Genomic DNA, 14,075 nt, shown 5'->3' on the forward strand with positions numbered 1-14,075 from the left:
GCTCCTTTCCTACCAGATGCTGTTCTTCGTGATTCTTTTCGCCAGACCGTTTACTGTAAATAAGAGAACCAGGTTGATGATGGAGTTGAACAGGCCCACCGCAGTTGCAAAGCTGTAATTGGCATTCAACAGACCGACCCGGTAGACATAAGTGGCAATGATCTCAGAATTAACGAGGTTAAGCGGGTTCTGTAGCAGGTAGACTTTTTCAAAGCCGATCGCCATTACATTCCCCACATTCAGAATCAAAATGATAACAATGGTTGGCACAATCCCTGGCAAATCGACGTGACGGATTTTTTGAAACCGCGAGGCTCCATCAACTTTGGCAGCTTCATAAAGTGTTGGATCTATCCCTGCAAGCGCTGCCAAATATACGACTGCACTGTAGCCCGCTGTCTGCCAAATATCAGTCCACACATAAATCGAACGGAACATGCCGGGTTCACCTAGGAAGTTAATAGAATCCAGTCCGAAGAAGTTGAGTGCAATGTTGGCAAAACCGAGCCGTGGGGCCAGAAATAGCATAACGATTGACACCATGACAACCGTCGAGATGAAATAAGGAGCAAACGATACAAGCTGAACGAATTTCTTAAACCTTCCTCCCCGTACCTCATTAATCATGAGCGCAAGAATAATCGGGATTGGAAAACCCGCCAGCAACTGATAGCCACTAAGCATAATAGTATTCTTGAGCAGCGTCCAAAACTGCGGATTCTCAAAGAAGAGCTGGAAGTTTTTAAATCCGACCCATGGACTTCCCCATATCCCTTTTATGACGTTATAGTCCTTAAAGGCTAGGACAGTGTTCAGCATCGGATAATACTTGAAGATGATAAAAAACAGCAAAGGCGGAATCACAAGCAGATGTAACTGCCAGTGCTTTTTTATGCTTTTGCGAGCATTTTGTAAGAATGCGGGGCCTTTGCTTTTCGGCAACGACTTGCGATGTAATACTATTTCTTTCTCCAGAACAATTCCCCCTAAGCAGATGTCTGTGATTTTTGATAGCGCTTTCTACGGATTGATCATAGATGACTTTTATCTCCAAAAGAAAGGTACACTTGGGGACTTCAGCGTACAAATCGCCTTATCTGAGGAGCACAAAATAGCAGTAGAACGGCCATTTTTCCAAATTGCAGGGTTGAAATCAGAAAAAAGACTGCATCGTCCAAAGTGGACAGTGCAGCCGTATGTTATGGCATATTTTTTTATTCATCCACAGATTGTCTATAGGTACTCGGGGAGACACCCATCAACCTTTTAAATGCGCGTCTGAAGGAATGTGAACTGTTGTAGCCCACCCGCACGGCAATCTCATCCACCGTTAATCCATTCTCTTTGAGCAGGATAATGGCTTGATCCATTCTGACTTTTATCAAATGGTCGGAGAAGTTGACACCCGTTACCTCTTTAAACAGCTGGGAAATGTATTTTTCCGGCCGCTCCACCTGTTCCGCCACCCGGTAGAGGGTCAGTTCCGTATCCGAATAGTTTTTTGCTGTGTAGTCCTTAATCTGCTTGATGATCTGAATATGAATATCTTTCTTTTTATTCGCAATGAGTCCGCACAGCTCTTCCATAATGTCAAAAAATTCGTTCTGGATCGTCTCAAGCGACTCTGATGAGCCAATGTCTATGACCCGCCGTTTGACACTCTCGATCTCTGAATATTCGGTAAATGCCTTTTGATCCAATAGCTTGAGAAAAGTCCCCTTCATTTCCCCGACAAGCTGGTGCTTCATTTCGATGGATAATTCTCGCTGCTCCATATTCTGGGCGATAATCGCACGCACAATCCGTTCGGCTTCTTCTAGCTCTCCGGCTCGAATCGTGCTGATTAACCGTTGCTCCGAATCCAGCGGATAATAATAAGTTGTATTCTCGATCTGAGCTTCGCTACTCCAGATAATTCCTTTCTTATTCATGTAAACTGCATATTCCAGCGCCTGCTTCGCTTGATCATACGAAAGGCTAACCTCCGTTACCTCTGTGAATAGATCCCCGAAGCCCGCCAGAATGGTAATGCGGTACTCATTAAAGACATTTTGAGCGAGCTCCTCCATCGTCTGGGTGATATTCGCTGCTTCCTGTTCCTTGTCAGCTCCTTTTTCCCTAGAAAAGAACAGCGTTACAACTTTATCAGAGCCCATATCCGTCATCAAGACATCCACGCCAAGATCAGCCAAGGTCTGTTTCAGCAGCAGCCGGGAAGCGCTCAGCTCGTTCAGAATTTCAACACTGTCCATACCCGCATAACCGTTAATTTGAACAATTCCTACGTAGCCAGTATCCTGATTCATGCTGATATCCGCCTGCTTGGCTGCAGAGATAATTTCATCCCGCGTCTTGAATTCACCGGCAATCAGCCGTTTCAGGAAGGCATCTCGGACCAGAGGAAGCTGGCGGTTAAGCTCGGACTCGAGCAGCTTATTTTTGGTAATCATATCGGCAATATTTCCGCTCAAAAAGTCAAATTCATTCCTCTCCGAGGCTTCTTCTTTACCGAATTGCTCCTTCATGACACTGAGCATACGATTGATTGGCGCGCTGTTACGGTAAGCTAATACCAGTCCGGCAATCAAACCGATAATTAGAGTGCCTCCCGTAATTTGTATGGAGATTCTTTTGATCTTGTTAGCATTCTCCATCAAAATATCTTGAGGAATCCCGGTCTGATACACCCAGCCATTGGAATCGGAACGGGTAGTAACCACCAGATCATCCTTGTAGAACTGACTGACCTTATTCTTATCAAAAGCTGGATCGTCGAGCATTTTGGCCATTTTCTGCTCATCGCTTCCTTGCAGAACAATCGTATTCCCTTTAGCGTCACTAATATGCACCCAGCCCCCGTATCGCTCGGTCAGGCCTGAGAGCAAGCTGGAAATATTTTTTTCATCAATAATCACGACTGCGACAGCCGGCGAGGAATCATTAAAGCTATCCAAGGGGAGTGACTGCATATAGGTAATGACCGAGGTTTGCATCCCCCTGCTGACAAAATCACTAAGTGGCTTGATCTCGCTGCGGTGGGTTGTCTCAAGCACTTCTTTTCTCCAATCCTGTAACGAAAGACCCTTATAGTTGAAATTAGAGTAGTAATGCTCCGGACGATAGGTCGAACCTGGGGTTAGGATAAGATTATAGTTAGCGAGGTAAATATAATAGTTTTGCAAAAAATCATTAGTCTGGCCGAAAGTCAAAACATTCCGCATCGTTTTCCAAATCCCATACACATTCGTCTCATTTTCACTTTCATTCATAAGAACATTTAGCTCCTGGTTGACCGCCAATTGCCTGGTAAAGCCTTCAACCTCCGCCATACGGCGCTCCAATATCTCCTGACTTTTCTGAAGCTGAGTGACTCCATTCTCAATCGAGATGGACTGTGTCACGGAGATTGAGGTTAGATAGGACATGTACCCGCCAATGCTGGGTATGACCAAAATGACCACATAAGAGATTAGAAATTTACGAAAGATATTGGAATATTTCAGCGTAGTTAGCCTCCCTCAATATGACATTTCGATAGCGCTATCATTACCATAGATTAAAACATTTTGCTTCATAGTCAAGGGTTCGAACTCACTTCACCCTCCTGCACCTCTTCAGAAATGGAAAAAAAACAGCGATCTACGCCGTTATCACTGCCTTTTATCGGCAATTCCGATATTTTATCTATAGTGTGTCAGCTGTTTCGATGTGTGACCCTTACATGGCCCTCCTGTCATTTAGAAAAAAGGGGCCAGTAACGGCCCCCTTCATCATTGCTTTGGCTAGACAATCAGTTCTTCTTCTGATCTCTGGCCTCTAATCCAGATGTAAAGACATGATCCGTCGAAGCTTCTTCAATGTCGCCGAAGGCCCAATGTGTTGCCGGAACATCTGCCCACTGTGGATTCGTTACATTGATTAGGGGACCTCTGCCTAAAGCTCTATTCATAGCCACAACAGCTTCGGCACGAGTAAGCTTGGCATTAGGACGGAAAGTCCCGTCATTATAACCAGTGAAAATGCCAGTACCTTGGGCTTGCAAAATCGCCGCCTGTGCCCAATGTCCATTGATGTCAAAGAAACCGGAACCCTTCTGCGTCGAATCCGTTCTAAGCAGGGTCACCAGAGTGGCCATTTCTGCACGCGTCAACGTTTGATTAGGTTTAAAGGTGCCATCGCTGTAACCCTTTATTAGTCCCATCTTCGCTACTTTAGTTATGGCATCAGCACCCCAGTAACCAGAAGGCACATCACTGAACACGACACCTGCTCCAGTAGCCCCCTTCTCAGAAACATTGGCAAGAATCGTTGCCATCTCAGCACGCGTAATTTCGTGCTCCGGCTGGAAGAACCCACCCGGATAACCTTTGATATATGCGGTATGACGGATCGTATCAGACTCGCCATTCCCTGCAGATCCATCCTCGTTTCCAGTTGCCGGAGTTGGCGTCGGAGTCAAGGCAGGTGTGGAAGAAGGCTTAGCTGGAATGTACGAGCCACCCGAATCCGTTGATGTTGGTGTTGGTGTTGGTGTCGGTGTAGAAGTTGATGTTGGTGTCGGACTTGGCGTTGGTGTCGGAGATACAACAGGAATCGTTGAAACTGTGAATTTCAATTGATCCGTCAGCATGAAATCACCAGATTTCTTCACAGCTTTAAGCGTGTGTATCCCGCCTTCCAATCCCGAAATACTATAAATTTCCTGACGGCTCAGGCGGCTCTGACTATACGCATTCACGGTTTGGACCCGTTGTCCATCCACATAAATATCCATATCACCTTGCTCTGGACCAATAGGTGTAATCAGGCTGATTCCGGTACCCTTGAAGGTATATTCAAAGGAATCACCGTCCACTGATGTAGAGTGAACATCATTAAGATAATCTCCCCCTACAGTAAACTTAAGGTTCAGCGTGCCCACTGGCTGTGCAGCAAGATAAGATTTATTCAGTGTAACACGGTTACCTGCTACTGAATAATCAGTCCCCAGAACCAGATCATATGATCCGTTAGTAATGCCGGCAAAGCTTTCCGCTTGCTGCAGTAATGTCACCTCAATATCTTCCTGAGCGGAAGCAGCTTTATCAAAGCTGGCAGCGATCGGATTAATCATATTCGGAATTTCTACCTTGAGCATATCAAGAAGCATAAATCTGCCTGATTTCTTCACAACCTTGAGCGTGTGCATACCATCCGGTAAGCCAGAAATGCTGTAAAGGTTCTGAAGTGACATTTGTCCATGATGATAGGCACTGACTGTTTCCTTAAATCGATCGTCAACATAAATATCCATATCACCCTGTGACTCATCTACCTCTGTGAACAGCTGAATCCCCGTTCCTCTGAAGGTATATTCAAAAGAATCACCATTCTGCTCCGTATATTGCACATCGTCTTTATAGTCGCCCAATCCTCTGCCACTGCTGCGGTTCCAAGTGCCATTGTACTTAACTGTCGAATCATCGTTATTAATCATCACATAACGAATGCCTGTAGAATCGCTAATTTGTATCGACAGGGTCTGTGGATCACCAGCGTTAAAAATGAAAATCAAGTCGGTTGTGCCTGCCGGCTGCTGCGCAAGGTATTGCTTATGGATGGTCAACTTGTCATTCGTCACCGTAAAATCGACTTCCGAAAGTGCCTCGCCATTATTTTCAATACTGCTCAGTATATTACCATTCAAATTCAGGGTGACAGTAACATCCTCTTGTTGTTCTGTTACTTGTTCAAATCTAGCAGATGTCGGAGTAATGGTACTATTCTGTCCTCCTGCTGGAGTTTCTGTAGTCACCTTAAATGCGTCAAGCAGCATAAAATCACCTGAGCTTTTGGCCACTTTAAGCGTGTGAGAGCCGTTAGCCAGTCCCGAGACACTGTACAGATTTTGCTGTACCTCTCTTGATCCCGTTTTATAAGCACTAACGGTCTGTGCAGCCTCATGGTCCAGCGTAATAATCATATCTCCCTGAGATTCATGCTTTTCGGTCAGCAGGTCAATGCCAGTGCCCGTAAAGGTGTACTCAAAGGAATCACCGTTCTTCTCGGCATAATGCACATCGTCTTTATAATCACCCAATCCTCTAGATGAGCTTACCTGCCATGCGCCATTATATTTAATGCCGCTGTCATTATCATTAATGTATACTACATTAGTGACCGTTGCCTTGTTCGCAGCAGACGAATTCTCAGACGGGTCAGTCCCATAGTTCGTAACATCCGATTGTGAAGCCATCGACGGAGCAGACGAGGAATCCTTGATCGTAATGCTCAAATCTTGTTTTCCTTCTAGCAGCTCTTTGCCACCATTTCGCTTCCAATCCCCGCTGTAGCGCATACCTGTATCATCATCATTGACTGTAGAGGTGCCACCTAATGCTGTAACTTTAAGCATCCGCGACGCATGAGGTTCAAGTATCCCTCCGCTAAATTCCTTCTCAAAGTCTCCCAGCTCAGTGTGACTCCATAAATCGCGAACGGAAGCCGGGCCCTCAAGGCCGAGATCACTCCATTTGACTTTCACCTCCGCACTCCGACTGCCCAAATTGAACAGAGCTACGCTGTAAGTGCCATCTCCATTATTGGCATACCAAACCTGCTGCTGGGTATCCATAGATACCGGATGGCCTGGACGTCCTGCCTGATTTACGGCAATTACCTCATCATTGGTAAGCAGTTCTAGACCATAGCTGTCCAGCCTAGTCATGTCATTACCTGTATACAATGGCACGGAAGAGATTGACCAGAATGTCATCGCGGATTTCCGCTCGTCTTTGGTCAGACCATCCATAGATCCGTTACCAACGTTCAGAGAATCAAAATCATTCCAACCCCCAGGACCTGCATCCCTCCACCAAAGTGCTGCTTTGGGGAACAAGCGGGAAATACTCGGCCAGGCTGTCAGCCCACTGCCATCGTAAGCTTCCACATCCCAGTCAATACGCCAACCGTTGGCATACTTTTTCCAGAAATCCACGTAATTGTGATCGAGCGCCCAGGACAGCTCAAACCAGATGTTATTTCTGTCAAAAGCCTTAGACCATGCCTCTACATCGCCGCGCGCATCACGGCTTAAGTTGTCAATCCCCGAGCCAGGAGTCACGCTGTCAAATTTGACGAAATCAATGCCCCACTCGCCAATCATATCCGCAATGGAATCCACATACTTCTGGGCACATGGATTTGTGAAATCAATTTTATAAGTGTAAGAATTCCAGTAATCCATAATGGTAAGCGGTTTGGCTGTAATGTCCTGTATACGGCATTGGCCACCCGTTCCGTAAATCTCTAGATTCTGATTATAGGCATCGATGGATACCCCCGGAATCATATAGATTCCAATTTTCTGTCCATTATTATGAACATAGTCGATGACCTCTTGAAATCCGTTAGGATATAAGGTCTCACTTGGAATCGGTCTGCCGTATTCATCCATGCTGCCATTCCAGCCCGCATCAATATTGATGTATTCATAGCCATGGGCTTGCAACTTCTCATGCATAACATCCGATTGTTTTTTGATGCTTTCGGCCGAGGTCCAGTTACCTGCACCGTCGTACACCTGCATGCTGTAACTGCTCCAGCCCATATAGGGCTTTTGCGCCATACTCTTCTCAGCTGCTAGTGCCACATTGCCCTGTGTTCCTGTGAAACCGAACTGCGCTGCTGCAATTATAAATACCAACAGACTCATTCCCAGCTTTTTTCCCATTCGCTTCAAATCATCCTTACCCCCTCATAAAATGTGGTCAAAATTTCTTTGATAGCGCTTTCTTTACGGGATGATCATAAAGGAAGATCGAGTTCCACGATAGGTACATTTCCGCATTTTACGTACAAATAACCCAAAAACAAGGGGACAAATAAATAACGGAACAAACATAATCCCTCCAACACTAGAAACTTGAGGAAGATAATATGGGCTGGATCTATTTTGAAAATTATTAATAAAGACCCTTTTAACCTTATGTAACGTGATGGAAATCACATGATTTAATGTAAAATAAATGAATAATTTAGAAATGAAATACAATTATCTTAATCGATGCATGATATGCTCTAGAAAGGGAGATAGGATTGAAGTTGGATTTGGAAGGGTTGAATGTGGATTCCTTGATTCAGATGCTTAAGGCATCATTTTCATTTGAGAATTGGGATGCCATGATTGAAATTGCAGACAAGCTACACGAACAAATTTCCATCATATATGAAAACAATAGTAACCTCATACGAGGTCCTAAACTGAAACGGAGTATCCCCTATTATTTTGGATATAGCTCATGCGCAAAAGGTATAGCACTACAAAAATCCGGTAAGTTTGACGAGGCAAAAATATGTATTCAGAAGTATGCTGACCTGGGCTGGATAGTAGGTTTAGATGAAGAGGGTATTAATGAAGTCGAATATTACCGCAATATAGCAAAAGCCAATTCATACGTTATCGATCTGTTGGAAGGCAAAATGGGAGTCCTACATAAATACGTTGAGTTTATTAGAAAAAGTGATGATGAAGAGTTATTGCCGGGACTCATTACAATCTTAGAATCTTCGATAATACATGATTATTCCGTTGATTGGATTCTGAAGGAATTCAAAATCAATGTTGATGACATAGGAGAACATGAGACTATTGTGAATATCAGATACCATGAGGATTACATTTATCTGCTGGCGATGTATTACTATAAACAAGAGAATATGTACGATACAATCAACACTATTCTAGAAATCTTATTATTAAGCATCAAGCTAGACGATGATACAGGCTTCAAAAAATCAGCAGCGCTCTTTGAACTCCTTAGAGACCACGCCGATCAATCACAACTCAAAGTACATCACAATATCATGAAAACAATAATCGAAAAAGAGTTTACTAGGTCCTTCAGCTCGCGAATCGAGTTCAGCAATTTACACAGTTAACGATCACGGAGGTCGTCGTTGATTGGATTATAAAGTTGGCTATAAAAAAGGAGTGGTTCTCCGGTTAATGGGCGGAATCACTCCCTTAAGGTGTATTGATCCGGACCGGACCGGACCGGTCCGCTCGATCCTTTGCTTTCTGCGGGATTTATACCGTTCATTTCACCATATTCGCCCGATCCGCTGCATTCTGCGGGATTTTTACCGCTCATTTCTCCGCATCCGCCCGATCCGCTGCATTCTGCGGGATTTATACCGTAGATTTCACCGTATTCGCTCGATCCGATATATTCTGCGGGATTTATCCCGTTCATTTCGCCACATTCGCTCGATCCGGTACATTCTGCGGGATTTATACCGCTCATTTCCCCGTATTCGCCCGATCCGCTGCATTCTGCGGGATTTATACCGTTCTTTTCGCCACATCCGCTCGATCCGGTACATTCTGCGGGATTTATACCGTTCTTTTCGCCACATTCGCTCGATCCGGTACATTCTGCGGGATTTATACCGCTCATTTCCCCGTATTCGCCCGATCCGTTGCATTCTACGGGATTTATACCGCTCATTTCGCCACATTCGCTCGATCAGCCGCATTCTGCGGGATTTATCCCGTTCATTTCCCCGTATTCGCTCGATCCGGTACATTCTGCGGGATTTATACCGTAGATTTCACCGTATTCGCTCGATCCGATATATTCTGCGGGATTTATCCCGTTCATTTCCCCGTATTCGCCCGATCCGGTACATTCTGCGGAATTTATCCCGTAGAATTCTCCGTATATGCTCGATCCGGTACATTCTGCGGGATTTATACCGTAGAGTTCTCCGTATATGCTCGATCCGGTACATTCTGCGGGATTTATACCGTAGATTTCTCCGTATATGCTCGATCAGCTGCATTCTACGGGATTTATACCGTAGATTTCTCCGTATGCTCGATCCGTTGCATTCTGCGGGATTTATCCTGTCCATTTCTCCACATCTGCTCCATCCGCTGCATTCTAAAGCAATTATCCCGTAGATTTCTCCGTATTCGCCCGATCAGCTGCATTCTGTGGGATTTATCCCGTTCCTTTCGCCACATCCGCTCGATCCGCAACATTTTAGGGCATTAATGCCTCTATTGTCTCCGCAACCACTCCATCCGCCTCATTCTACGGTATAAATCCCGCTTCCTTTTCGCCGCTTCTACTTTGCCGGCCTTTCTGCCCGCCTCACAACATAGTGTTGAACCCCCTCAAAATTCGTCGCTCAGTTGACGAACACCGGTTATTCGCCATGTTTTTAGTTTAACTTTCGTTCTTCTCATTTTACATAAGATTCTTTTCACACTTTGTTTGGATTTTTTAAAATCATACAAAAAAAGCCCCGATTGATTACCTCGGGACTTTTTTTTGCTTTATTTTCTCCTATATTAAAACAAATCTACTTAACTGCCTAGCTTTCACTTCAAATAGTTCTCTAATGTTCTCCGTACCGCTCCTGGGCCTGCCATCATTTCCTGGAACATAACCTCAATCTTATCGCCTAGACCAATTGCGTACAACGGAACCCCAAAAAGTCGCTCATCTTCAAGAATGGGGCGCACACTTGCGGTTTGGTCTCCAAGCGAAACTCCTTGCAGGTAACCCTGCAGTGTTTCTAGTAACGGATCTGAACTCAATGTGAAGACCTCTCCAGCATCATTCACTCCTAGTAAGTAACGACACCACACCGCGATAGCCAGTGGAATCGCTGTTAGCTGCGCTGGATCGAGCTCCTCCCGTCGAATATAGGATTTAATAGTTTCACCGAACCGTATACCCACCTTCTGCGAAGTGTCTGTAGCAATCCGCTGTGGAGTATCGGGGATAAATGGATTGGCAAAACGCTCCGTAAGGACTTCGTCCAGGAACTGCTTTGGACTGAGAATCCCCGGGTCCACTACGACGGGCAGACCTTCTTTGTAACCGATTATCTCCACAAACCTCCGCAAAGTATCGTCCTTCATCTCATCCGCGATCAAGGTGTATCCAAGCAGACAACCGGAAACAGCAAGCGCCGTATGCAGCGGATTAAGGCAGGTCGTTACTTTCATCGTCTCCACCTTGTTGACTGTCTCCCGGTCCGTAAAAATAATTCCGGCTTCCTCTAGTGGTGGACGTCCGTTCGTAAAGTTGTCCTCCACTACAAGGTATTCGCTAATCTCGGCATTTACGAAAGGAGCGGTATATGTGTTTTTGGAGGTAATGATTACATCCATATCACCAATTCCCTGTTCCAGAAGCGCGGCCTGTACACTCTCCGAAGGACGTGGTGTGATTTTATCGATCATGGACAATGGAAAGGTTATTAATCGTTCATCTTCCAGATAGCGCACAAAGTCTTCCACAACAAGTCCTCTTTGGGCCCATTCCTTAGCGATGGACACAATACCGTTCTTCAACTTGTCGCCATTGTGTGAGCAGTTGTCCATGCTGACAAAGGTCATCGGATATTGGCCTTTCAGATATCTTCGATAAGCAAGCGAAGCTACAATGCTCATGACATGAACAGGATGCTCCGGTCCGCTCTCGATATCCTTTTTCACAATGCCAAGATATTTATCGTGCGGATCCGTCAACGAGTATCCCTTCTCCGTGATGGTGAAGCTGGCCATTTGCAGGCTCGGATTCTCGAACACCTCGATCAATCGGCGGTACTCCGCTTCACGGTTTTTGTCCGCTGCGATTCCCTCCACAATACTGCTGACTACTCTTTTCTGAAAATCACCACGAGCATTCATCAGCACTAAAAGGGTCAGATTGTCGTAGGGCTTGTAAACTTTATCAATCATTTCGAAATCAAAGGTTTCCACCGCAATAATACCTGTATCCGACTTCCTGCTATCCAGCAGCTTCTGATGAGCATTTGCCACGAATCCCCTGAAAATATTACCTGCACCGAAATGAATCCATTCCGGTTTAAGCTGTGTATTGTTTGCTACCTGCTCATAGTCGAACTGTGGAAGCTCCACTCCAGCAGCTTTCCAAGCTGCTTTTTCCCCTTGGATACTGCTTCTGGTCAGATGCAGCATTTATTTTGCCTCCTTGACGTTGTCCAAGCTATCCCAGACACCAAGCAAATACATGATGCCCATAGCTCTATCATACAAACCATAACCCGGGCGGCAGTTCTTCTCTTCCCCCCAAAGATGACGCCCGTGATCCGGACGTACATAACCAATGTATCCGTTCTCATGATAGGCTTTGACCACCTCGGCCACATCAACGCTTCCGTCACGCCCACGGTGCGACACCTCAATGAAATCACCGTTCTCAAATACCTTCACATTGCGGATATGTGCAAAATGAATACGGTCATGGAACTCGCGGATCATCGCTGGCAGATCGTTATCCGGATTCGTGCCGAGTGACCCTGTGCAGAACGTCAAACCGTTGTACGGGCTGTCCACCAAATCCAGAAAGCGGCGGATCATATCCCGATTGCGGATAATACGCGGCAGTCCAAAGATCGGCCAAGCCGGATCATCCGGATGAATAGCCATCTTGATGTCCACTTCCTCGCATACTGGAATAATGCGTTCCAGGAAATACTGGAGGTTGTCGAACAGTTTATCTTCCGTCACATCCGCATAAGCCGCAAACAGCTCATCTAGCTTCGCCAGCCGCTCCGGCTCCCAGCCCGGCATCGTGAACTGTCCAGCTCCCTTCAGAATCCGGTCCACCATCTCACGCGGATTATCGGTAATGGCAGCCTTTTCATAAAAGAGAGCATTCGAGCCATCAGGCAACTCTTTATACAGCTCTGTGCGGGTCCAATCGAAAACAGGCATAAAATTATAGCAAATCACCTTAACGCCAACCTTGGCGAGTTTACGAATGGTGTCGATATAATTATCGATATATTTATCACGGGTCGGCAAGCCGATTTTGATATCATCATGAACGTTGACGCTTTCTACTACAGCCGTGCTGAAACCCTTACTGGTGATTTGATCCGCCACTTCTTGGATCCGTTCCATTTCCCACACTTCTCCAGCTACTTTCTCGTGCAAAGACCAGACAATCCCCATTACACCCGGAATCTGCCGAATATGATCCAGCGTGATATTGTCATTGCCCTCGCCGTACCATCTCCACGTCATGTTCATTGATAAACCCTCCTGTGAATTCGTTTTCATCTATCTTGTATACAAGATTTACTTGATCATAGAATAAGAACAATTCTTTGTCAATCACAAATTCATCAGGAATTTTATCATAAAAACAAGGAATTTCCACCCTATTTTCATCTCGATAATTTTAATGAACGAACTTATCATGTATACTAGTACTGTATCTGTCATCAACAATTGAAAGCAGGAACAGAAATGTCAATCAAAGCTGAAATTCTAAACACACTGAAGCACGAAATCCTCACGCTGGCGTTAAAGCCAGGTACCATTCTAAGTGAAACAGCCTTGTCTGAGCGGTTTCAGATTTCACGTACGCCGTTGCGTGATGTTCTCAAGCAGCTTGCACTGGAATCTTATACCGATATCTACCCGAAAAAAGGTAATATTGTGTCCTTTATTGATCTAGAATCTGTTGAACAAATCACATACTTGCGTTGCACACTGGAAAAGGAGATCCTCAAGGATCTTTCTGCACAGCTTTTACTACCCGGGGTGCACGAACTGAAGGAGATTCTTAAGAAACAAAAAGAGGTCATCGGGCAGGAGAATGCTGTAGATTCTTTCCTTAATTTAGACGACGAGTTTCACCGGGCCTTGTACAGGCTTGCTGGACGTGAGTATCTGTGGACTCTGATCCAGCAGTCGAATGTACATTATCTCAGGTACCGCAGACTGCACATGCTCAAGACCGACAAGCTGGAAGAAATCTGGAGCGAACACCAATCCATTCTTGAGCTTATGGTGCAAAAGGAAACCACCAATATCGGTCCGCTAATCCACCACCATCTTCGGGAAGATATTCATTCACTGGACTTTCAGGAGAACTTCTCGGAATACCTAAAAAAATAGTCGGCCAAAAAGCGGCTTGCCCATAAGTTAAGTGCCTTCCCGGATAAAACTTCGTTATAAGAAGAAACTCACAAGCTTCCTATTCCTTATTAAAAAAACAAAAAAACCTTGATTTCTCAAGGTTTTCATAAAAAATGAACAAGGACTA

The 14,075-nt window shown here is 45.2% G+C and carries 9 protein-coding genes; 2 read left to right on the top strand and 7 right to left on the bottom strand.

Annotated features, from left to right (window positions below):
* Positions 1–9: 9 nt before the first annotated feature.
* The 3 genes from NSQ50_RS22495 to NSQ50_RS22505 all read right to left on the bottom strand — a co-directional run bounded on the left by NSQ50_RS22495 (position 10) and on the right by NSQ50_RS22505 (position 7,711).
* Positions 10–864 (bottom strand): ABC transporter permease, encoded by an 855-nt coding sequence (locus NSQ50_RS22495; RefSeq protein ID WP_036683385.1) that lies wholly within the window; start codon positions 862–864, stop codon positions 10–12.
* A gap of 350 nt (positions 865–1,214) precedes the next feature.
* Positions 1,215–3,425: a helix-turn-helix domain-containing protein gene (locus tag NSQ50_RS22500; RefSeq protein ID WP_081384012.1), complete on the bottom strand. Its 2,211-nt coding sequence runs from the start codon at positions 3,423–3,425 to the stop codon at positions 1,215–1,217.
* Between the two features lie 365 nt (positions 3,426–3,790).
* Positions 3,791–7,711, bottom strand: a complete 3,921-nt coding sequence (locus NSQ50_RS22505) for a X2-like carbohydrate binding domain-containing protein (protein WP_256717103.1) — start codon at positions 7,709–7,711, stop codon at positions 3,791–3,793.
* Between the two features lie 365 nt (positions 7,712–8,076).
* On the opposite strand from NSQ50_RS22505, the gene NSQ50_RS22510 reads away from it, so the two are divergent.
* Positions 8,077–8,919 carry a DNA-binding protein gene (locus tag NSQ50_RS22510; RefSeq protein WP_143760546.1) on the top strand — a complete coding sequence of 281 codons (843 nt, stop codon included), beginning with the start codon at positions 8,077–8,079 and terminating at the stop codon, positions 8,917–8,919.
* A 77-nt stretch (positions 8,920–8,996) separates the two neighbouring features.
* On the opposite strand, the gene NSQ50_RS22515 is transcribed toward NSQ50_RS22510, so the two are convergent.
* The 4 genes from NSQ50_RS22515 to uxuA all read right to left on the bottom strand — a co-directional run bounded on the left by NSQ50_RS22515 (position 8,997) and on the right by uxuA (position 13,054).
* Positions 8,997–9,488 carry a hypothetical protein gene (locus NSQ50_RS22515; RefSeq protein WP_340949734.1) on the bottom strand — a complete coding sequence of 164 codons (492 nt, stop codon included), beginning with the start codon at positions 9,486–9,488 and terminating at the stop codon, positions 8,997–8,999.
* An 18-nt stretch (positions 9,489–9,506) separates the two neighbouring features.
* Positions 9,507–9,641, bottom strand: coding sequence for a hypothetical protein (locus NSQ50_RS22520; protein ID WP_340949735.1), 135 nt, complete (start codon positions 9,639–9,641; stop codon positions 9,507–9,509).
* Positions 9,642–10,366: 725 nt separating this feature from the next.
* Positions 10,367–11,977 (bottom strand): mannitol dehydrogenase family protein, encoded by a 1,611-nt coding sequence (locus tag NSQ50_RS22525; protein WP_076225241.1) that lies wholly within the window; start codon positions 11,975–11,977, stop codon positions 10,367–10,369.
* A complete protein-coding gene (gene uxuA, locus NSQ50_RS22530; RefSeq protein ID WP_076225242.1) occupies positions 11,978–13,054 on the bottom strand; it encodes a mannonate dehydratase in 1,077 nt (358 codons plus the stop codon). It lies immediately after the preceding gene.
* A 219-nt stretch (positions 13,055–13,273) separates the two neighbouring features.
* Between uxuA and NSQ50_RS22535 the strand changes: the two genes are divergently transcribed.
* On the top strand, positions 13,274–13,927 hold the full coding sequence (locus tag NSQ50_RS22535) for a GntR family transcriptional regulator (protein ID WP_076148304.1): 654 nt from the start codon (positions 13,274–13,276) through the stop codon (positions 13,925–13,927).
* The last annotated feature ends 148 nt before the right edge of the window (positions 13,928–14,075 follow it).

Source organism: Paenibacillus sp. FSL R10-2788 (assembly GCF_038003885.1).
GTDB lineage: Bacteria > Bacillota > Bacilli > Paenibacillales > Paenibacillaceae > Paenibacillus_AQ > Paenibacillus_AQ odorifer.